Source organism: Thermasporomyces composti, assembly GCF_003386795.1.
In the GTDB taxonomy this organism is placed as follows: domain Bacteria; phylum Actinomycetota; class Actinomycetes; order Propionibacteriales; family Actinopolymorphaceae; genus Thermasporomyces; species Thermasporomyces composti.
In genome coordinates, this window is sequence record NZ_QTUC01000001.1 from 2905470 (window position 1) to 2926121 (window position 20652).

The following is a 20652-nucleotide window of genomic DNA, read 5'->3' on the forward strand; positions in this document are numbered from 1 at the left end:
GACAGAGGAGAGCTGACATGGGCATCGAGGAGAAGCTGCCATCGGGCGTGCTCCTCAGCACCGTCGAAGGGCTTGTGGGGTACTTCCGCAAGGCGTCCGTCTGGCCCGCGACGTTCGGTCTGGCGTGCTGCGCCATCGAGATGATGGCCACGGGCGCGCCCGCCTACGACACCGCACGCTTCGGCATGGAGGTCTTCCGAGCGTCGCCGCGACAGGCCGACCTGATGATCGTCGCCGGCCGGGTCAGCCAGAAGATGGCGCCCGTGCTTCGGCAGATCTACGACCAGATGCCCGAGCCCAAGTGGGTGATCGCCATGGGCGTGTGCGCGTCCAGCGGCGGCATGTTCAACAACTACGCGATCGTCCAGGGCGTCGACCACGTCGTTCCCGTCGACATCTACCTGCCGGGCTGTCCACCGCGGCCGGAGATGCTCCTCGACGCGATCATCAAGCTGCACGAGAAGATCCGCACCGCCAAGCTCGGTGTCAACAAGGAGCGCCTGCTGGCTGAGGAGGAGCGTCAGGCTCTCGAGGCCGTGCCGACCTCGCAGATGAAGGGGCTGTTGCGATGAGCGACGAGACACCCGACCAGGTGCCGGACGAGCGGCTACCGAAGCGGCGGGAGCCGGCCCCGCCGGAGGTCATCGACGTCCGGCGAGGGGCGTTCGGTGTGCGCGGCTCCGGAGACACCTCGGGCTATGGCGGTCTGGTCCGCAGGGTCGCCTTGCCGGGTGGGACGGAGCCGCCCTACGGCGGCTGGTTCGACGAGGTGGCCGAGCGGCTGGAGGCCGTCCTCGGCGAGGGCGACGGCCCCTCCTTCGACGAGGCCATCGAGAAGGTCGTCGTCGACCGTGGCGAGATCACCTTCTTCGTCCGGCGCGAGCACCTTGTGCGGGTGGCGCGTCATCTCCGCGACGACCCGGCGCTGCGGTTCGAGTTCCTGAGCGGTGTCTCCGGCGTCCACTACCCAGGTGACAAGGACCGCGAGCTGCACGCGGTCTACCACCTGCTGTCGATGACCCACAACCGTCGCATCCGGCTGGAAGTGGTCTGCCCCGACGCCGACCCGCACATCCCGTCGGTCGTCCCGGTCTACCCCACGGCGGACTGGCACGAGCGGGAGACGTACGACTTCTTCGGCATCATCTTCGACGGCCACCCGGGGTTGACGCGGATCGAGATGCCGGACGACTGGCCGGGTCACCCGCAGCGCAAGGACTACCCACTCGGCGGTATCCCGGTCGAGTACAAAGGCGCGACCATCCCGCCCCCGGACGAGCGGAGGGCCTACAACTGATGTCCACGCGTACAGACAGCACCCGACACGACGCGGCCTACGACCCCTACGCCAGCGTCCGCGAGACCACCGAGGGCAAGGTCTTCACCGTCACCGGTCAGGACTGGGACGCCGTCGCCCAAGAGATCGCCGAGGTGGCCGAGGAGCGGGTCGTGGTCAACATGGGCCCGCAGCACCCGTCCACCCACGGTGTCCTCCGGCTCATCCTGGAGCTCGATGGCGAGACGGTGAAGGACCTGCGGTGTGGGATCGGATACCTCCACACCGGCATCGAGAAGAACATGGAGTACCGGACGTGGACCCAGGGGGTCACGTTCGTCACCCGGATGGACTACCTGTCGCCGTTCTTCAACGAGGCGGCTTATGTCGGCGCCGTGGAGCGGCTGCTCGGCATCGAGGACCAGATTCCCGAGCGGGCCAAGATCCTCCGGGTGCTCATGATGGAGCTCAACCGGATCTCCTCGCACCTGGTGGCCATCGCGACCGGTGGCATGGAGATCGGCGCGCTCACCGTCATGACGATCGGGTTCCGGGAGCGGGAGAAGATCCTCGACATCTTCGAGCTGATCACGGGCCTGCGGATGAACCACGCCTACATCCGCATCGGCGGTGTGGCGCAGGACCTCCCGCCGAACGGCATCGAGAGGCTGCGCGAGCTGGTCGCGTGGTTCAAGAAGCACCTCAAGGAGTACGCCGAGCTCTGCAACGAGAACCCCATCTTCAAGCAGCGGTTGAGCGACATCGCTCACCTCGACCTGACCGGCTGCATCGCGCTCGGCGCCACCGGTCCGGTGCTGCGCGCCACCGGGTACCCGTGGGACCTCCGCAAGACCCAGCCGTACTGGGGCTACGAGACGTACGACTTCGACGTCGTCACCTGGGACACCGCTGACGCCTACGGGCGGTTCCGGATCAGGCTCGCCGAGATGCACGAGAGCTTGAAGATCGTCGAGCAGTGCATCGACCGGCTCGAGGCCACCCCAGGTCCGGTGATGATCCAGGACAAGAAGATCGGCTGGCCGAGCCAGCTCGCGCTCGGACCGGACGGCCTCGGGAACTCCCTGGACCACATTCGCCACATCATGGGCGAGTCGATGGAGGCCCTCATCCACCACTTCAAGCTCGTCACCGAGGGCTTCCGGGTGCCGGCGGGGCAGGCCTACTTCGCGGTGGAGTCGCCGCGTGGCGAGCTCGGCGCCCACGTGGTGTCCGACGGCGGCACGCGCCCGTACCGCGTGCACTTCCGGGACCCCTCGTTCGCCAATCTCCAGTCCGCCGCCGCGATGTGCGTGGGGTGCATGGTCGCTGACGTGGTGGTGGCGGTGGCCAGCATCGACCCCGTGATGGGGGGTGTGGACCGTTGATCACCGAGAAGACGCGTGAGGAGATGCGGGAGATCATCGCCCGCTATCCGCAGAAGCGCTCCGCGTTGCTGCCGATGCTCCACCTCGTGCAGAGCGTGGAGGGGTACGTCAGCCCCGAGGGCATCGAGGTGTGCGCGGAGCTCCTCGACATCACGCCGGCCGAGGTCGCCGCCGTCGCGACGTTCTACACGATGTTCAAGCGGCGGCCGGTCGGTGACTACCACGTCGGGGTCTGCACGAACACCCTGTGCGCGGTGATGGGCGGCGACGCGATCTTCGCCGCGCTCAAGGAGCACCTCGGTGTCGGCAACGACGAGACCACCCCCGACGGCAAGATCACCCTCGAGCACGTCGAGTGCAACGCCGCCTGCGACTACGCGCCGGTCGTCATGGTCAACTGGGAGTTCTTCGACAACATGACGCCGGAGAAGGCTCGCCAGCTGGTCGACGACCTGCGCGCCGGCGTGGAGGTCCAGTCCACGCGGGGCGCGCGACTGTGCACGTGGCGGGAGGCGGAGCGGGTGCTGGCCGGCTTCCCCGACGGCCGTGCCGACGAGGGGCCGTCGGCGGGCGAGGCCTCCTTGGCCGGCCTGCGCGTGGCCGCCGAGCGCGGCTGGTTCGCCCCCACCGAGGGGAACGGCACCGCTCCGGAGATGACCACGCGCCCGACCACCCCCGCCGAGGCGACGCGGACGGCGGAGCAGGCCGACACCACGCGGGCGGCGGACGAGTCGCGCGTGGCCGAGGCCGGCATCGGCGCCGCTGACCAGGACGACACCGACCGCGACGACTCGCGGGGTGGGAAGGAGCAGGGATGACCAATCCGCCGCTCACTCCGGTCCTCACGGCCAACTGGGGCCAGAAGGCGTCGTGGACGCTGCCCGCCTACCTCGACCAGGGCGGCTACCGCGCCCTCTACACCGCGGTCACCATGGACCCCGACGAGATCGTCAACCTCGTCAAGGAGTCCGGTCTGCGCGGCCGCGGCGGCGCCGGCTTCCCGACCGGGATGAAGTGGGGGTTCCTGCCTCCGCCGGGTGACAAGCCGCGCTACCTGGTCGTCAACGCGGACGAGTCCGAGCCCGGCACGTGCAAGGACATCCCGCTGATGATGGCGAGCCCGCACACGCTGGTGGAGGGCGTCATCATCTCCGCGTACGCGATCCGCGCCCGCCAGGCGTTCATCTACGTGCGCGGTGAGGTCCTCCACGTCATCCGCCGTCTGCAGCAGGCGGTACGTGAGGCCTATGAGGCGGGCTACCTCGGGCGCAACATCCTGGGCACCGGCTTCGACCTCGACGTCGTGGTCCACGCCGGCGCCGGCGCCTACATCTGCGGCGAGGAGACGGCGCTGCTGGACTCCCTGGAAGGGCGCCGCGGCCAGCCCCGGCTGCGTCCGCCGTTCCCCGCCGTGGCGGGCCTGTACGCCTCGCCGACCGTCATCAACAACGTCGAGTCGATCGCGAGCGTCCCCGGCATCGTCAAGCGCGGTGCCGAGTGGTTCTCGAGCATGGGGACCGAGAAGAGCAAGGGACACGTGATCTACTCGCTGTCCGGTCACGTCCGCCGGCCCGGCCAGTACGAGGGGCCGCTCGGGATCACCCTGCGGGAGCTCCTCGACCTGGCGGGCGGCATCCGACCCGGCCACGAGCTGAAGTTCTGGACGCCCGGCGGCTCGTCGACCCCGATGCTCACCAAGGAGCACCTCGACGTCCCGCTCGACTACGAGGGCATGATGAGCGTCGGCAGCATGCTGGGCACGCGGGCGCTCCAGATCTTCGATGACACCACCTGTGTCGTCCGCGCGGTGCTCCGCTGGACCGAGTTCTACAAGCACGAGTCCTGCGGGAAGTGCACGCCGTGCCGAGAGGGCACGTGGTGGCTGGTCCAGATCTTGCAGCGCCTGGAGCGCGGCGAGGGTAGCGAGGACGATCTCGAGCTGCTGCTGGACCTGTGCGACAACATCGGCGGCCGGTCGTTCTGCGCGCTGGCCGACGGTGCGATCGCGCCGATCAAGTCGTCCATCCAGCACTTCCGCGACGAGTACATCCAGCACTTCGAGAACGGTGGCTGCCCGTTCGACCCGATGGCGGCCACGTTGTTCGCGTCGAGCGAGGCGAGTGCGGGGGCGGCGGTATGACGAAGCGACTGGTCCAGCGGACGGCCACGCCGGGGCGTCGCGGCGCCCTGGCGACGGCCACCCGCGAGCCGAACGAGGAGCGAACCCGACCATGACTGTGCAGAGCCCTGGTCAGCCGTCGACCGAGGTCGAGAACCTCGTCACCCTCACCATCGACGGCGTTCGGGTGAGCGTGCCCAAGGGCACCCTCGTGATCCGGGCGGCGGAGATGATCGGGATCCACATCCCGAGGTTCTGCGACCACCCGCTCCTGGACCCGGTGGGCGCCTGCCGGCAGTGTCTGGTCGAGATTCCCGACGCCGGCAACGGGCGTGGCTTCCCCAAGCCACAGGCGTCCTGCACGATCCAGGTCGCCGAGGGCATGGTCGTCAACACGCAGTTGACGTCGCCGGTGGCGGACAAGGCTCAGCAGGGCATCATGGAGTTCCTGCTGATCAACCACCCGCTCGACTGCCCGATCTGCGACAAGGGCGGCGAGTGCCCGCTGCAGAACCAGGCGATGACCAACGGGCGGGCGGAGTCCCGCTTCACCGAGGTCAAGCGCACCTACCCGAAGCCGATCAACATCTCCAGCCAGATCCTGCTGGACCGGGAGCGTTGCGTCCTGTGCGCCCGCTGCACCCGGTTCTCCAAGCAGATCGCCGGTGACCCGTTCATCGAGCTGCTCGAGCGTGGGGCGCTGCAGCAGGTCGGGATCTACGAGAAGGAGCCGTTCTCCAGCTACTTCTCCGGCAACACGATCCAGATCTGCCCGGTGGGTGCCCTCACGAGCGCCCAGTACCGGTTCCGCGCCCGTCCGTTCGACCTCGTGTCGACCCCGGGCGTCTGCGAGGGGTGCGCGAGCGGGTGCGCCATCCGCACCGACCACCGGCGAGGCAAGGTGCTGCGGCGGCTCGCCGGCGAGGACCCGGAGGTCAACGAGGAGTGGCTGTGCGACAAGGGTCGCTTCGCGTTCCGCTACGCCTCGGAGAAGGACCGGCTGACCCACCCGCTGGTCCGTGACCAGGAGACCGGCGAGCTGGTTCCGGCGTCGTGGACGGAGGCGTTCCGGGTGGCGGCCGAAGGGCTCGCCGCGGCCGGGAACCGTGTCGGCGTGCTCCCCGGCGGACAGCTGACCGTGGAGGACGCCTACGCCTACGCGAAGTTCGCGCGCGCGGTGCTCGGCACGAACGACATCGACTTCCGCGCGCGGCCGCACTCCGGCGAGGAGGCCGACTTCCTCGCCTCGACGGTCGCCGGTACCGGTCTCGGCGTCACCTACCGCGACCTGGAGCAGGCCGCCTCGGTCCTCCTCGTGGGCTTCGAGCCGGAGGAGGAGTCGCCGATCGTCTTCCTCCGCCTGCGCAAGGCGGCGATGAAGAGCAACACGCGGATCTGGTCCGTGGCGCCGTACACCACCCGCGGGCTGGAGAAGATGAACGGCACGCTGTTGCGGGCGGCGCCGGGGACGGAGGCAGAGGTCCTCGACGCCCTCTCGCTCGGCGGGATCGAGAGTGGTCTGGACGCGGCCGGTCTGGCGTGCGCGAGGGCGCTGCGCGGCGAGCGGTCGGTGATCCTGGTCGGCTCGCGACTGGCGACCATCCCGGGCGCCTTCTCGGCCGCCGTGCGGTTGGCCCGATCCACGGGCGCCCGACTGGCCTGGATCCCGCGCCGGGCCGGCGAGCGCGGAGCCGTCGACGCCGGCTGCCTGCCGCACCTGCTGCCGGGCGGCCGTCCCGCCGGTGACGCCGCGGCTCGCGTCGACCTCAGCGCCGCCTGGGGCTGCGGCGACCTGCCGATCGAGCCCGGCCGCGACACCTCGGCCATCCTCACCGCGGCCGGTCTGGGTGAGCTGGGTGCCCTCGTCGTCGGCGGCGTCCAGGTCTCCGACCTGCCCGACCCCGCGGCGGCGCGGGTGGCGCTGCGGAAGGCGCGGTTCGTGATCAGCCTGGAGCTGCGGCACAGCGAGGTCACCTCCTACGCGGATGTGGTCTTCCCCGTCGCCGCCGTGGCGGAGAAGTCCGGCACGTTCGTCGACTGGGAGGGCCGGCTCCGGCCGTTCGAGACCGCTCTGCGCGACTCCGACACCCAGCCGGACCTGTGGGTCCTCGCCGGGCTCGCCGAGGAGCTCGGCCGACCGCTGGGCTTCTCGACCGTCGAGGAGGCGCGGGCCGAGATGCGCGAGCTCGGCGCGTGGGACGGCCAGCGCGCCGCTCCGCCCCAGCTCCCGGCGCCGGGTCCCGCCCGGGCGCGGGCCGGCGAGGCGGTGCTGGCCACCTGGCACCAGCTGCTGGACCTGGGTCGGCAGCAGGATGGCGAGCCCTACCTCGCCGGGACCGCCCGACCGCCGCGTGCCCGGCTGTCCGCCACCACCGCCAAGGTGCTCGGCCTGGCTCCCGGTGACCAGGTGCAGGTGTCCACCGCCCGCGGCAGTGTCGAGCTGCCGCTGGAGCTGGCCGACCTTCCCGACGGGGTGGTCTGGCTGCCCACCAACTCGCCGGGGTCGGCGGTCCGCGACAGTCTCGGCGTCGACGCCGGCGCCGTCGTCACGGTCGCCCGCGCCAACTCCGCATCGACCTCGACCAACGGTCAGGTCGGCTCCGTCAGCAGTCAGGGAGGTACGGCATGACCGCCGCTCCGCTCGCCGCGCCGGACCTGTCGTCGTTCGGCCATGACCCGTGGTGGGTCATCCTCATCAAGGCGGCCGGTATCACGGTCCTGCTGCTGGTCTTCACGATCTTCAACGTCTGGTACGAGCGACGTGTCGTCGCGCGGATGCAGCACCGGGTCGGGCCGAACGTGCACGGCAAGTTCGGCTTGCTGCAGAGCCTGGCGGACGGGATCAAGCTCTCGCTCAAGGAGACGATCCGCCCGAAGGGCATCGACACCGTCGTCTACGTCCTCGCGCCGGTCATCTCGGCGGTGATGGCGTTCACCGCGTTCGCGGTCATCCCGATGGGCCCGGAGGTGAGCATCTTCGGGCACCGCACGCCGTTGCAGCTGACCGACCTGCCGGTCGGTGTGCTGTTCGTGCTCGCCGCCGCCTCACTCGGGATCTACGGCATCGTGCTGGGCGGTTGGGCGTCGGGGTCGACCTACCCGCTGCTGGGCGGTCTGCGGTCGTCGGCGCAGATGATCTCCTACGAGGTGGCGATGGGCCTGGCGCTCGTCGCGGTCTTCCTCTACGCGGGCTCGTTGTCGACGTCTGAGATCGTGGCCGCGCAGGCGAACGGAGGCCAGGTCGAGGTCCTGGGCCTCACCCTCCACCTGCCCAGCTGGTACGCCATCGTCTTGCTGCCGTCGTTCCTGATCTACCTGATCGCGATGGTGGGCGAGACCAACCGGGCGCCGTTCGACCTGCCGGAGGCGGAGGGCGAGCTCGTCGCCGGGTACATGACCGAGTACTCCTCGATGAAGTTCCTGCTGTTCTTCCTCGCGGAGTACGTCAACATGGTCACCGTCTCCGCGCTCGCCACCACCATGTTCCTCGGTGGCTGGCGGGCACCGTGGCCGATCTCGCTGTGGGAAGGCGCCAACCAGGGCTGGTGGCCGTTCCTGTGGTTCCTCGCCAAGGTCCTGGCCTTCCTGTTCGTCTTCATCTGGCTGCGCGGGACGCTGCCGCGGATGCGGTACGACCAGTTCATGCAGCTGGGTTGGAAGTTCCTGATCCCGCTCGCGCTGGTCTGGACGATCTTCGTCGCCGTCGCCCGAGCCAGCATGAACGCCGGCTACCAGCGGCCGTTCCTCTTCGTGGTCATCGGCTTCGCGCTCGTGGTCTTCGTCGGATCGGTCATCTGGGAAGAGGTGGCCAAGCGGCGCGAGGGCGAGGAGGACGTCACCGCGCGGCGGACCACCGACCAGGCGGAGTTCGACCCGTTCGCCGGTGGCTACCCTGTCCCGCCGATGCCTGGGCAGAAGGTGCCCGGTCTGGTGCCAGCGGCGGTCACGGTGTCGCCGTCCGGGGCCAAGGCCGAGGACGGGACGCCAGGAGCCCAGTCCGAGGGTTCACCTGAGGAGGATGGCCGTGGCTAGTCTCAAGGAGCAGATCTGGGACCCGATCGCGGGTTTCGGCGTGACCTTCCGGACCATGTTCCGGAAGCCGGTCACCTACCAATACCCCTTCGAGAAGCGGCCCACGGCGCCGCGCTACCACGGCCGGCACCAGCTCAACCGCCACCCCGACGGGCTGGAGAAGTGCGTCGGATGTGAGCTGTGCGCCTGGGCGTGTCCCGCCGACGCGATCTACGTCGAGGGTGCGGACAACACCGACGAGGAGCGCTACTCCCCAGGGGAGCGGTACGGCCGGGTCTACCAGATCAACTACCTGCGGTGCATCTTCTGCGGGCTGTGCATCGAGGCGTGCCCGACCCGGGCGCTCACCATGACGAACGAGTACGAGCTGGCCGACGACAGTCGCGCCAAGCTCATCTACGAGAAGAAGGACCTCCTGGCCCCGCTGCTGCCGGGCATGGAGGAGCCGCCGCACCCCATGCGGCTCGGTGACGACGAGCGCGACTACTACCTCGGCGCCGGGCTCCCAGGATGGTCCGAGCGCGACGCCGGCGGCGCGGCGGATGCCGACGAGGATGTGGAGAGCGAGGCAGTTCGCTCATGACCGTGACGTTCTGGGTGCTCGCGCCGATCGCGGTGCTGGCGGCCCTGGGCATGGTGGTCGCCCGCAAGGCGGTCCACAGCGCGTTGTTCCTGGCCAGCGTGATGATCTGCCTGGCGCTGCTCTACGCGAGCCTGGACGCGCCGTTCCTGTTCGCCGTCCAGGTGATCGTCTACACCGGCGCGATCATCATGCTGTTCCTGTTCGTCCTCATGCTGGTCGGTGTCGACGCCTCCGACTCCCCGGTCGAGACGCTGCGCGGCCAGCGGGCGCTCGCGATCCTCGGGGCGATCGCGTTCGGCGCGCTCCTGCTGACCGGCATCGGGCGGGTGACGTTCGCCGAGCCGGTGGGTCTCGCGGCGGCCACCTCCGACGGCAACATTCCCGCGCTGGCGGCCCTGCTGTTCTCCCGGTACGTCTTCGCCTTCGAGGTGACCAGCGCCCTGCTCATCACCGCTGCGCTGGGCGCGATGATCCTGGCCCACCGCGAGCGGTTGACTCCGAAGCTGAGCCAGAAGGACCTCGCGCGTCTGCGGTTCAAGGAGTACGCCGAGAAGGGTCGGCACCCGGGCCAGCAGCCGCCTCCGGGCACCTTCGCCCGCCACAACTCGATCGCCACGCCCGCGTTGCTGCCCGACGGCAGCGTCGCCGAGGGCTCGGTGTCGCGGGTCCTCCTTGCCCGGGGTGTCGTTCCCGAGCCGTCCCGGCTCACCCACACGGTCCTGGGGTTGGAGCAGCACACCGGCCGGCCGCGTCCCCGGGTGCTCCGGGGGCCGGACGAGCCGGAGACCACCGACCGGAGCGACGCGGGCCGCGACGAGAATGGCTCAGCGAGCACAAGCCGTGACGAGAGCACGAGCAGCCCTGCCAAGGGAAGTGAAGGATGACCACGACCTCCTACATCGTGCTGTCGGCGCTGCTGTTCACCATCGGCGCCGTCGGTGTGTTGGTACGGCGGAACGCCATCGTGGTGTTCATGTGCGTCGAGCTCATGCTCAACGCGGCCAACCTGGCGTTCGTCGCGTTCGCGCGGCAGACCGGCAACCTCGACGGGCAGGTCGTGGCGTTCTTCGTCATGGTCGTCGCGGCGGCGGAGGTGGTGGTCGGCCTGGCCATCATCATGACGATCTTCCGGACTCGTCGGTCGGCGTCCGTCGACGACGCGAGCCTGCTGAAGTTCTGACGGGGCTTTCGGTTTCGATGCGAGAGGCGAGATCTACGTGACCACCTCGGTGAGTGCTCTGGTGCAAGCCCAGGAGCACGCGGCACAGGCGAGCGGCGTCTTCTCCCTCCTGTGGCTGATCGTCGCCATCCCCGCGGTCTCGGCGGCGGTGATCCTGCTGTCCGGACGCGCCGGCAGGTCCTGGGGGCATCTGCTCGGCTGTGCGGCGCCGATCGCCTCGTTCGTCCTCGGCGTGGTGATGTTCGGCGCCATGCTCGGGCGAGACCCCGACCAGCGCGCCGTCGCGCAGGAGTTGTACACCTTCATCCCGCTGGCCGGCTACGACGTCTCGGTCGGCCTGTTGCTGGACCAGCTCTCGGTGTGCTTCGTCCTGCTCATCACCGGCGTCGGCAGCATCATCCACGTCTACTCGATCGGCTACATGGCCGACGACGAGCGGCGGAAGCGCTTCTTCGGGTACCTCAACCTGTTCGTCGCCGCGATGCTGCTCCTGGTGCTCGCCGATGACTACCTGCTGCTGTTCATCGGCTGGGAGGGCGTCGGTCTGGCGTCGTACCTGCTGATCGGCTTCTGGCTGCACAAGCCGTCGGCCGCCACGGCGGCGAAGAAGGCCTTCGTCGTCAACCGCGTCGGTGACGTCGGACTGTCGGTCGCGATCATGCTCATGATCGCGACGTTCGGCACCTCCTCGTTCGAGGGCGTCTTCGCCGGCATCGGTGAGGCCGGCACGGGCGTGGCGACCGCTCTCGGCCTGCTCCTGCTCCTCGGCGCGTGCGGGAAGTCCGCGCAGTTCCCGCTGCAGTCCTGGCTGCTGGACGCGATGGAGGGTCCGACCCCGGTGTCGGCGCTCATCCACGCGGCCACGATGGTGACCGCAGGTGTCTACCTCGTCGTGCGGTCCAACGCGATCTACGACTTGGCGCCCACCGCGCAGACGGCCGTGGTGGTGGTCGGCGCCATCACCCTGCTCATGGGCGCGATCATCGGCTGCGCCAAGGACGACATCAAGAAGGCGCTCGCCGGCTCCACGATGTCCCAGATCGGCTACATGATGCTGGCCGCCGGGCTGGGACCGGTGGGCTACGCGTTCGCCATCTTCCACCTGCTCACCCACGGCTTCTTCAAGGCCGACATGTTCCTCGGTGCGGGCTCGGTCATGCACGGCTTGCACGACGAGGTCAACATGCGGCGCTACGGGGCCCTCGCGAAGGTCATGCCGGTCACCTACGGCACCTTCGCGGTGGGCTACCTCGCCATCATCGGCATCCCGCCGTTCGCCGGCTTCTTCAGCAAGGACAAGATCATCGAGGCCGCGTTCGGCACGAACGTGTGGGTGGGCCTGTGCACGTTGGTCGGTGCCGGCATCACCGCCTTCTACATGTCCCGGGTGATGTACCTGACGTTCCTCGGACGTCAGCGGTGGGCGAAGGACGCGCACCCGCACGAGTCGCCGACCGTCATGACCGTGCCGCTGATCCTGCTGGCCGCGCTCAGCGTCGTCGGCGGGGTCGGTCTGGCCTACCTCGGCGGTGGCATCGTGAGCTGGCTGGAGCCGGTGGTGGGTGAGGAGCACCCGCACCTGCCCATGCCGGTGCTGGCTCTCACCGCGCTCACCCTGCTCGTGGTCTTGCTCGGTGTGGCGGCCGCGGTCGTGTTCGTCGCCCGGCGTGAGGTGCCGGTCGAGGCGCCCACGAAGGTGTCGCCGATCACCGCGGCTGCTCGCGCCGATCTCTACGGCGACGCCTTCAACGAGGCCGTCTTCATGCGGCCCGGGCAGCAGCTCACCCGCGGCCTCGTCGCCTTCGACGACCGGGGTGTCGACGGTGTCGTCAACGGTCTGGCCGCCTTCGTCGGCGGCCTGTCGGCCTGGGTCCGCAGGGTCCAGACCGGGTTCGTCCGCTCCTACGCGCTCGTCATGTTCGGGGGCGCTGCCCTCGTCATCGCGGCCATGGTCCTGGTGAGGCTGTCGTGACCAACTTCCCCTGGCTGACCGTCATCGCCGCGCTCCCCGCGGTCGGGGCGCTCGTCGTGGCTCTCCTCCCGAAGGGCCGTGACCTGCTGGCCAAGCAGACCGCGCTCGCCTTCTCGGTCCTCACGCTGGTGCTCGCCGTCGTGATGGCGACCGGCTTCGACCCGGCCGACCCGGCGTTCCAGTTCGTCGAGGAGTACGCCTGGATCCCGGCGTTCGGCATCCACTACGCGGTGGGTGTCGACGGGATCGGGCTCGTCCTCGTGCTCCTCACGGCGTTCCTGACGCCGGTGGTGGTGCTCGCCTCCTGGAACGACGCCGACCCTGGGGTGGGTTCGCCGAGCGGCGAGCAGCGCGTGGTGCCCAAGCGCAGCGTCAAGACGTTCTTCGCGCTGATGCTGGCGCTGGAGGCGCTGTCGCTGGGGGTCTTCGCGGCCACCGACGTCTTCCTCTTCTACATCCTGTTCGAGGCGACGCTCATCCCGATCTACTTCCTCATCGGAAGCTTCGGTGGCCCGCGCCGCGCCTACGCCGCGGTCAAGTTCCTGATCTACAGCCTCGTGGGCGGTCTGCTCATGCTCGCCGCCGTCGTGGGGCTGTACGTGGTCTCCGCCCAGGAGCTCGAGGACGGGCCGTCGTTCCTGCTGAGCGCGCTCGCCCAGCTCGACATCGACCCCGCGACGCAGAAGTGGCTGTTCCTCGGCTTCTTCGTCGCGTTCGCGATCAAGGCGCCGATGTGGCCGGTGCACACCTGGCTGCCCGATGCGGCGCGCGAGGCCACGCCAGGCACGGCCGTCCTGCTCGTGGCCGTCCTCGACAAGATCGGCACGTTCGGCATGATCCGCTTCTGCCTCCAGCTGTTCCCGGAGGCGTCGAGGTGGGCGACGCCCGCGGTGATCGTGCTGGCGGTGATCAGCGTGATCTACGGCGCGATCCTGGCGATCGGCCAGCGCGACATCAAGCGGCTCATCGCCTACACCTCGGTCTCGCACTTCGGCGTCATCATCCTCGGCATCTTCGCGATGACGAGCCTGGGACAGACCGGTGCCACCCTCTACATGGTCAACCACGGTCTGTCGACGGCCGCGCTGTTCCTCGTCGCCGGCTACCTGATCGCGCGGCGCGGCTCGGCCGAGATCGGCGACTTCGGTGGCGTCGACAAGGTGGCGCCGAGGCTGTCGGGGGTGTTCTTGTTCGCGATCTTGTCGGGTCTGTCGCTGCCCGGGCTGGCGCCGTTCGTCAGCGAGTTCCTCGCGCTCGCCGGCACGTTCCGGCGGTACGAGGTGGCCGCGGTGATCGCCACGCTGTCGATCATCCTCGCCGCGCTGTACATGCTGATCCTCTACCAGCGCACCATGACTGGGCCGACCAAGCCGGCCGTGGAGTCGATGCCGGACCTGCGGCCGCGTGAGGCGCTCGCCGTGGCGCCGCTGGTGGTGCTCCTGCTGGCGCTCGGCCTGTTCCCCAAGCCGGCCATCGATGTGATCTCGCCCGCCGTTGAGCAGACGATGACGCGGGTCGGTGTCACCGACCCGGCGCCGGCTGTTCCCGTCACGGCTCCTTCGGAAGGTGGGAAGTGACTCCGATCAACCTGGCTCAGGAGTTCAGCACCCCGACGATCGAGTACGGCAAGGTGGCGCCGCTGCTCATCGTCTTCGGCGCCGGGGTCCTCAGCGTCATCCTGGAGGCGTTCCTGCCGCGCCGGTACCGCTACGGCACCCAGGTGACCCTCACGCTGGTGGCGCTGGTGGCGGCGCTCGTCGCCACGATCACCATCGCCGGGAGCGAGCTGGTCGTGGCCGAAGGGTCGATCGCGGTGGACGGCTTCACGCTCTTCGTGTGGGGCCTCCTGCTGGCCTTGGCGATCATCTCGGCGTTGGTGATCGCCGAGCGGAAGGTCGACGGCGGCGTGACGGCGTTCGCCGGCCAGGCGGCGGCGCTGCCCGGTACGGAAGCCGAGAGGGAGGCGGCCGCGCGTCGGCTGGAGCACACCGAGGTCTTCCCGCTGTTCCTCTTCGCCGTGGGTGGGATGCTGCTCTTCCCGGCCTCGAACGACCTGCTCACCATGTTCGTGGCGCTGGAGGTGCTCTCGCTCCCGCTCTACCTGCTGTGCGGTCTGGCGCGCCGGCGTCGGCTGCTGTCGCAGGAAGCGGCGATGAAGTACTTCCTGCTGGGTGCCTTCGCCTCCGCCTTCTTCCTCTACGGCATGGCGCTGCTGTTCGGCTTCGCCGGCACAGTGAGCTTCGCCGGCATCGCGGAAGCGGTCAGCGCGAAGGTCGGTCTCGACGGGCTGCTCGTGGCCGGCACCGCGTTGGTGGCGGTGGGTCTCCTGTTCAAGGTCAGCGCCGCCCCGTTCCACATGTGGACGCCGGACGTCTACCAGGGCGCGCCCACGTCGATCACCGGGTTCATGGCGGCGTGCACCAAGATCGCCGCGTTCGGTGGTCTGCTGCGGCTGTTCTACGTCGCGTTGGGCGCGGCTCGGTGGGACTGGCAGCCGATGATCTGGGTGGTGGCGATCATCACCTTGGCGGTCGGCTCGGTGCTCGCCCTCACCCAGAACGACATCAAGCGGCTGCTGGCGTACTCGTCGATCGCGCACGCCGGCTTCCTGCTGATCGGCTTCGTCGGCGTCCGGGACGCGGTCGAGGCCAACACGTCGGCGGTGCTGTTCTACCTGCTGACCTACGGCTTCGCGACGGTGGGCGCGTTCGCGCTCGTCACACTGGTGCGTGACGCCGGTGGCGAGGCCACCCACCTGTCGCGGTGGGCTGGGCTTGGTCGGAAGTCGCCGCTGGTCGCCGGCATCATGGCGGTGTTCCTGCTGGCGTTCGCTGGTATCCCGCTGACCAGCGGTTTCATGGGCAAGTGGGCGGTGTTCAGCGCGGCCTGGCAAGGTGGTGCCTGGCCGCTGGTCGTGGTGGGCGTGGTCGCCAGCGTCGTCGCCGCGTTCTTCTACGTCCGCGTCATCGTCCTCATGTTCTTCTCGGAGCCAGCCGCCGAGGGTCCGACGGTCGCCGTGCCGAGCGTCTTCACCTCGGTCGCGGTCGCGGCGGGGGTCGCGGTTACCGTTGGGCTTGGCCTGATGCCGCAGCCGCTGCTGGACCTCGCGGCACGGGCCGGGCAGCTGGTGGGTTGACGACCGTCGCGAGGGCACGTCCCTCGTGAACGACGCACCTTGAGGGTAGGTGTGGTGATGAGCATGGCCGGGCTCACTGTGCCGTACGTCGACGCCGACCTCGAAGCACGCGTCCGCGCTGGGTTGGAGGACGTCGAGCGCCAGCTCGTCACCGCCGTCGCGAGTCGGTTCGACTTCGTGACCGAGACCGCTCGGCACCTGATCGACGCCGGGGGCAAGCGGTTTCGGCCCTTGCTGGTGCTCCTGGCGGCCGAGTTCGGCGACCCCACGGCGCCCGGCATCGTGCAGGTCGCAGTCATCGTCGAGCTCACGCACCTCGCCACGCTCCATCACGACGACGTGATGGACGAGGCGGTGCTGCGACGTGGTGCGCCGAGCGCCAACGCCCGCTGGAACAACACGATCGCGATCCTGACCGGCGACTACCTGTTCGCGAAGGCCTCCGACCGGATGGTGGAGCTGGGTCTCGAGGCGGTTCGGATCCAGGCGCAGACGTTCAGCCGGTTGGTGGAGGGCCAGATCCGGGAAACGCTCGGGCCCAGCGAGGGCGAGGACCCGCTCGAGCACTACCTCGCCGTGCTCGCCGACAAGACCGGCTCCCTCATCGCCACCTCCGCCCGCCTGGGGGCGAAGCTGGCGGGCGCCTCCCCAGAGGTGGAGAAGGTGGTGACGGAGTTCGGGGAGAAGATCGGTGTCGCGTTCCAGCTCTCCGACGACGTCCTCGACATCGCCAGCGACGCCTCGCAGTCCGGCAAGATGCCTGGCACCGACCTGCGCGAAGGTGTCGCCACCCTGCCGGTCCTGCTGGCGCGCCAGTCGAAGGATCCGGCTGACGAGCGGCTGCGCACGCTGCTGTCCGGGCCGATCACGAACGACGACGACCACGCCGAGGCGCTCGCTCTCTTGCGCGCCCACCCGGCGATGGAGCAGGCCCAGGCGATCGTCCGGCAGTGGGCGGACGACGCCCGGCAGACGTTGAGCATGCTGCCGGACATCCCGGCGCGCGACGCGCTCGACGCGCTCTGCGACATCGTGGTCTCCCGCACCGGTTAGCGACCGGAAGCTCTCAGCGGTGGCCTGAGCGCAGGGCGGCCAGGTCGTCGGGGGTGTCGATGTCCTCTGGGCTGCCCACGTCGTCACAGGGCACCCGGGTCACCAGGTCGGGGTGGGCGCGGAGGAAAGGCCTGGCGCCCACGTCGCCGTGGGCCACCTCGGCCACAGCTGCCCACGTGGGCCGTGCGAGCAGGACGGGGTTGCGGGGCTGGTCGTCGTACGTCGCGACGGCGACGGTGGCGCCGCTCCGGTACGCCCGGATCAGGCGACGAACGGCCTCGCCGGTGACCCGCGGCTGGTCGACCAGCGCGACCACCACCGCGCCGACGTGGGGTGGGAGTGAGGCGAGGCCGGCGCGCAGCGACGATCCCATGCCGCTTCGCCAGTCCCGGTTGTGGACGACAGTCGCGCCGTCGAGCGCGGCGGCGGCGACGACCTGGTCGTAGGCCGCGCCGAGGACGACGTGGACCGGCGTGCAGCCGGCGTCGCGGAGCAGCGTGATGCCGCGGTCGACGAGGGGACGGCCGTCGAGCTCGACGAGCGCCTTGGGCTGGCCGAGACGGCGACCAGCACCGGCGGCGAGCAGCAGCCCCGCGACGGATGGCTCGGGCATGTCGTCACCGTACTGGCGTCACCCGCGACGCGACGAGGGCGGAGGCCGAGCCCCCGCCCTCGTGCCACCGCCGCGTGGCCAGTCGGTGCGTCAGGTCGTCAGTCCCTCCAGACGCAGGCGATGGACGGGCGCGGCTGGTCGCCGTAGGGCCAGCGTGACGCTGGGTTCTCCACGGACGCGCCGTCGACCTCGCCTGGGTGCTGGACGGCGACGAAGACCGTTCGCTGGTCCGGGCTGATGACCGGGCCGCAGGTCTCGGCGCCGATCGGCACCGTGAGGAACTGGCGGACGTGGCCCCGTTCGCGTCCGCGGACCGGTGTGGCGAAGAGCCCGTCGTTGGAGCCCAGCGCGTTGCCGTCGGTGGCGATCCACAGGTTCCCGGAGGCGTCGAACGTGACGTTGTCGGGGCAGGAGATCGGGCTCACCTTGGACTTGTCGTAGCCGCCGAAGTACGTCGACGGGTCCTCCGGGTCACCGCAGACCAGGAACAGCCGCCAGTGGAACCGGGTGGACGCCGCGTCGTCGTGGAGCTCGTCGATCTCGACGACGTGGCCGTGCCGGTTGTTGGGGCGCGGGTTGGCCTCGTCGACCTGCTCGGGGGTGCGCTGGTTGTTGTTGGTGCACGCCACGTAGACCGAGCCGGTCACGGGGTTGCGCTCGACGTCCTCCGGGCGGTCCATCCGCGTCGCACCCACCTTGTCGGCCGCCAGACGCGTGTAGACCAGCACCTCGGCCACCGACATGCCGGGGACGTACGAGGTCGTGTCGCTGGTGAGCGGAATCCACTCGCCGACGCCGTCGTACTCGCCATCGTCCGTGCCGTCGCCGGTGAAACGCGCGACGTAGAGGGTGCCGTGGTCGAGGAGGGTGAGGTTGTGCCGGCGTGCGGCTTCGGAGTTGCCGGGACGGAAGCGGTCGCGGGACACGAACTTGTAGAGGTACTCGAACCGCTCATCGTCGCCCGAGTAGGCGGCGATCCGCCCGTCGCGGGTGAAGGTGATGGTCGCGCACTCGTGCTTGAACCGGCCGAGCATCGTGCGCTTGCGTGGCGGCTCGTCGGGCCGGTAGGGGTCCAGCTCGACGACCCATCCGAAGCGGTGGGCCTCGTGGGGGTGCTTGCTGAGGTCGAACCGCTCGTCGACCCGGGCCCAGGACCTGCCGGCCGCCGGACCGGTGGGCAGGCCGTACCGCCGGAATCCGTCGACGTAGGCCGGGTCGATCGCGTCCGAGGCCCCGAAGTACCCGTGGAAGTTCTCCTCGCCGTGCAGGGTGGTGCCCCACGGCGTGGTGCCGCCCGCGCAGTTGTTGAAGGTGCCGAGCGCCCGGCGTCCGGTGGGGTCGGCCTCGGTCCGCAGGAGTGGGTGGCCTGCCGCGGGCCCGGTGATCACGAACGGGGTGGAGGCGGTGACCCTGCGGTTGTACGGTCGTGGCCCCTTGGTCACCAGGCGCCAGCGACCCGTCCTGCCCACCCGCTCGATCTCGACGACGCTGAGGCCGTGGGCGGCCATGGCGATCCGCAGCTGTTCCAGCGTGGCGTTCTCGCCGCCGCTCCAGCCGCGGAACATCAGCTCCTCGTTGGTGTACTCGTGGTTGACCACCAGGAGTGCGCGTTCCTCGCCCCGCGGCCCACGCTTGAGCGGAAGCATCGCCGTGTAGTCGCAGTTGTAGCCGAACTGGCGTTCCTGGGCGTACGCCGTCTGGTTGTCGAAGTCGAACGGCGGTGCGTCGGGCAGGACCGGGTCACCCCAGGAGACGACCACCGCTTGGTGAAAGCCCTCCGGCACGACGAGGGCGTCAGCGGTGTTCGGTTCGACCGGCGTCCAGTCGAGGCGGTCGACCCGACGACCACCACCCTTCCTGCCCCGCTGGCGCGCGCCGGCGTCCGGCGTGGCCGCGCTCGCCGGTGCCGCGCCCACGCTGAGCACGACTGCGCCGGCCGCACCGCCCTTGAGCAGCGTCCGCCGGGACAGCGCCTGACGCACGATGTCGCCGAAGTACGGGCTGTCGGTGGGGTTCGGCGCGGGATGGTCGCAGGCGTTGGCGCACCGGTAGGCGCAGGTCATCCAGCTCCGCGAGCCGTATCGGGGGAGGAGGGGGAGTAGACGCTTCATGCCGGCTGTCACTCCTATCCGCACTCGGGTGGGGCACGCGCCTGGCCTTGGTCGGCTTCATGGTGACACTAGGTCCGACATGAGAGCAGTGCGTGACGGTGACCTGAACGGCCAATGGCGGCCAGCGGTCGCGACGGAGGACGGGGCGAGATAGCCCGGTCTCGTCATCACTGGCCTTGACGCGCCAGGATGACGCCCAGCGCTGCTCGCTGATAGCTGTGCTGATCGCTGAACGCACACGCAGGGCTGATCAGCCGACGATCGATCATTGAGGGCGGACTACCGGGGGCTGATCTCCGCTGAGCGAGCTGATCAGTGGCGATGAGGGCTGATCAGCCGTTGAGGGGGAAGGACAAGGTAGGACGCACCTGTGGTGGTGCGCCGTGTCGGCAAGGAGGATGGAGGGCCGTGGATTCCGCGCTCGAGATCGCCATGCGTGTCACGAAGGCCTACCGACAGCTTCCCGGCATGGCGTTCGCGTACGGCCAAGGGCCGGTGGTGGCGGGGTTCACGAACGACTCCGATCTCGACATCGTCATCGTGTGGGATGGCCGGACTCCCAAGAACCGCACGGAGGCCCTCAAGGAGCTCCACAACGGTCCGGGCAAGCCGATCCAGTACGACTATCCGACGTACTCACTCGATCGGTTCTGGCTCAACGGTGAGCAGGTCGAGGTCTGCCACAAGACCCACGAGGTGTTCGGCCGTTGGATCCGCGACGTCCGGGCGGGCTGGGGCTGGGAGGACAGCGACGCCTCGATGCCGCTGTACGCCGTCGCGGGCTTCGCCTACGGGCGGGTCTTCGCGGACGACGGCCGTGCGGCCGCCGCGCGCAACGAGCTCACCCAGTTCCCACCGCTGCTGAAGGAGCGGTCGCACGCGATCCTGGCCGGAGAGCTTCCGTCCTACGATCGCGACCTCGCCGCCTGTGCGCGCCGGGGTGACGGGCTGCTGTTCCACGAGATGCTCAGCCGGGTCCTGCGGCACGCGCTCGTGGCATGGTTCGCCGCCGAGAACCGCTACTGCCCCCACCCGAAGTGGCTCCAGCACTGGATCGCGCGGTTCGGCATGGACCCGCGTATCGCCGGCCTGGAGCGGTCGCTGTGGGGACCCATCAGCCTCGAGCGTCGCCGCGAGATCTTCGTCGCGATGGCGGAACGCATCCTCGCACTGAAGTGATCCGGTAGGGATG

17 protein-coding genes are annotated in these 20652 nt (G+C 69.6%); 15 read left to right on the plus strand and 2 right to left on the minus strand.

The features are described 5' to 3' along the window. The first annotated feature begins 17 nt into the window (after positions 1-17). From DFJ64_RS12630 to DFJ64_RS12695, 14 genes are all read left to right on the plus strand, one after another. Positions 18-572, plus strand: coding sequence for a NuoB/complex I 20 kDa subunit family protein (locus DFJ64_RS12630; protein ID WP_115850632.1), 555 nt, complete (start codon positions 18-20; stop codon positions 570-572). After that, positions 569-1297: an NADH-quinone oxidoreductase subunit C gene (locus DFJ64_RS12635; RefSeq protein WP_115850633.1), complete on the plus strand. Its 729-nt coding sequence runs from the start codon at positions 569-571 to the stop codon at positions 1295-1297. Before DFJ64_RS12630 ends, DFJ64_RS12635 begins: the two co-directional genes overlap by 4 nt. Then, positions 1297-2661, plus strand: coding sequence for an NADH-quinone oxidoreductase subunit D (locus tag DFJ64_RS12640; protein ID WP_115850634.1), 1365 nt, complete (start codon positions 1297-1299; stop codon positions 2659-2661). The genes DFJ64_RS12635 and DFJ64_RS12640 overlap by 1 nt, the downstream gene beginning before the upstream one ends. 23 nt (positions 2662-2684) lie before the next feature. Then, positions 2685-3479, plus strand: a complete 795-nt coding sequence (gene nuoE / locus DFJ64_RS12645) for an NADH-quinone oxidoreductase subunit NuoE (RefSeq protein WP_115852052.1) — start codon at positions 2685-2687, stop codon at positions 3477-3479. After that, the gene (gene nuoF / locus DFJ64_RS12650) at positions 3476-4801 is read left to right on the plus strand and encodes an NADH-quinone oxidoreductase subunit NuoF (RefSeq protein WP_115850635.1); all 1326 of its coding nucleotides are present in this window, start codon (positions 3476-3478) and stop codon (positions 4799-4801) included. The genes nuoE and nuoF overlap by 4 nt, the downstream gene beginning before the upstream one ends. A gap of 91 nt (positions 4802-4892) precedes the next feature. Further along, on the plus strand, positions 4893-7409 hold the full coding sequence (locus DFJ64_RS12655) for an NADH-quinone oxidoreductase subunit G (RefSeq protein ID WP_115850636.1): 2517 nt from the start codon (positions 4893-4895) through the stop codon (positions 7407-7409). Continuing rightward, on the plus strand, positions 7406-8812 hold the full coding sequence (nuoH, locus tag DFJ64_RS12660; protein ID WP_115850637.1) for an NADH-quinone oxidoreductase subunit NuoH: 1407 nt from the start codon (positions 7406-7408) through the stop codon (positions 8810-8812). The genes DFJ64_RS12655 and nuoH overlap by 4 nt, the downstream gene beginning before the upstream one ends. Next, positions 8799-9395: an NADH-quinone oxidoreductase subunit NuoI gene (nuoI, locus tag DFJ64_RS12665; protein WP_115850638.1), complete on the plus strand. Its 597-nt coding sequence runs from the start codon at positions 8799-8801 to the stop codon at positions 9393-9395. The genes nuoH and nuoI overlap by 14 nt, the downstream gene beginning before the upstream one ends. Then, positions 9392-10279: an NADH-quinone oxidoreductase subunit J gene (locus tag DFJ64_RS12670; RefSeq protein WP_115850639.1), complete on the plus strand. Its 888-nt coding sequence runs from the start codon at positions 9392-9394 to the stop codon at positions 10277-10279. The genes nuoI and DFJ64_RS12670 overlap by 4 nt, the downstream gene beginning before the upstream one ends. Beyond that, positions 10276-10575 carry an NADH-quinone oxidoreductase subunit NuoK gene (gene nuoK, locus DFJ64_RS12675; RefSeq protein WP_115850640.1) on the plus strand — a complete coding sequence of 100 codons (300 nt, stop codon included), beginning with the start codon at positions 10276-10278 and terminating at the stop codon, positions 10573-10575. Before DFJ64_RS12670 ends, nuoK begins: the two co-directional genes overlap by 4 nt. Positions 10576-10612: 37 nt before the next feature. Further along, entirely contained in the window at positions 10613-12547 is a 1935-nt protein-coding gene (nuoL, locus tag DFJ64_RS12680) for an NADH-quinone oxidoreductase subunit L (RefSeq protein WP_170152601.1), read from the plus strand. After that, positions 12544-14124 carry an NADH-quinone oxidoreductase subunit M gene (locus DFJ64_RS12685; protein WP_115850641.1) on the plus strand — a complete coding sequence of 527 codons (1581 nt, stop codon included), beginning with the start codon at positions 12544-12546 and terminating at the stop codon, positions 14122-14124. Before nuoL ends, DFJ64_RS12685 begins: the two co-directional genes overlap by 4 nt. Next, a complete protein-coding gene (gene nuoN / locus DFJ64_RS12690) occupies positions 14121-15683 on the plus strand; it encodes an NADH-quinone oxidoreductase subunit NuoN (RefSeq protein WP_115850642.1) in 1563 nt (520 codons plus the stop codon). The genes DFJ64_RS12685 and nuoN overlap by 4 nt, the downstream gene beginning before the upstream one ends. A gap of 57 nt (positions 15684-15740) precedes the next feature. Then, positions 15741-16736 (plus strand): polyprenyl synthetase family protein, encoded by a 996-nt coding sequence (locus DFJ64_RS12695; RefSeq protein ID WP_115852054.1) that lies wholly within the window; start codon positions 15741-15743, stop codon positions 16734-16736. A gap of 13 nt (positions 16737-16749) precedes the next feature. On the opposite strand, the gene DFJ64_RS12700 is transcribed toward DFJ64_RS12695, so the two are convergent. Then, entirely contained in the window at positions 16750-17349 is a 600-nt protein-coding gene (locus DFJ64_RS12700) for a nucleotidyltransferase family protein (protein WP_115850643.1), read from the minus strand. A gap of 98 nt (positions 17350-17447) precedes the next feature. Further along, positions 17448-19460 (minus strand): PhoX family protein, encoded by a 2013-nt coding sequence (locus DFJ64_RS12705; protein ID WP_115850644.1) that lies wholly within the window; start codon positions 19458-19460, stop codon positions 17448-17450. A gap of 408 nt (positions 19461-19868) precedes the next feature. Here DFJ64_RS12705 and DFJ64_RS12710 point away from each other — a divergent pair, with 408 nt between their 5' ends. After that, positions 19869-20639, plus strand: a complete 771-nt coding sequence (locus tag DFJ64_RS12710) for a DUF4037 domain-containing protein (RefSeq protein WP_170152602.1) — start codon at positions 19869-19871, stop codon at positions 20637-20639. Positions 20640-20652 lie beyond the last annotated feature (13 nt).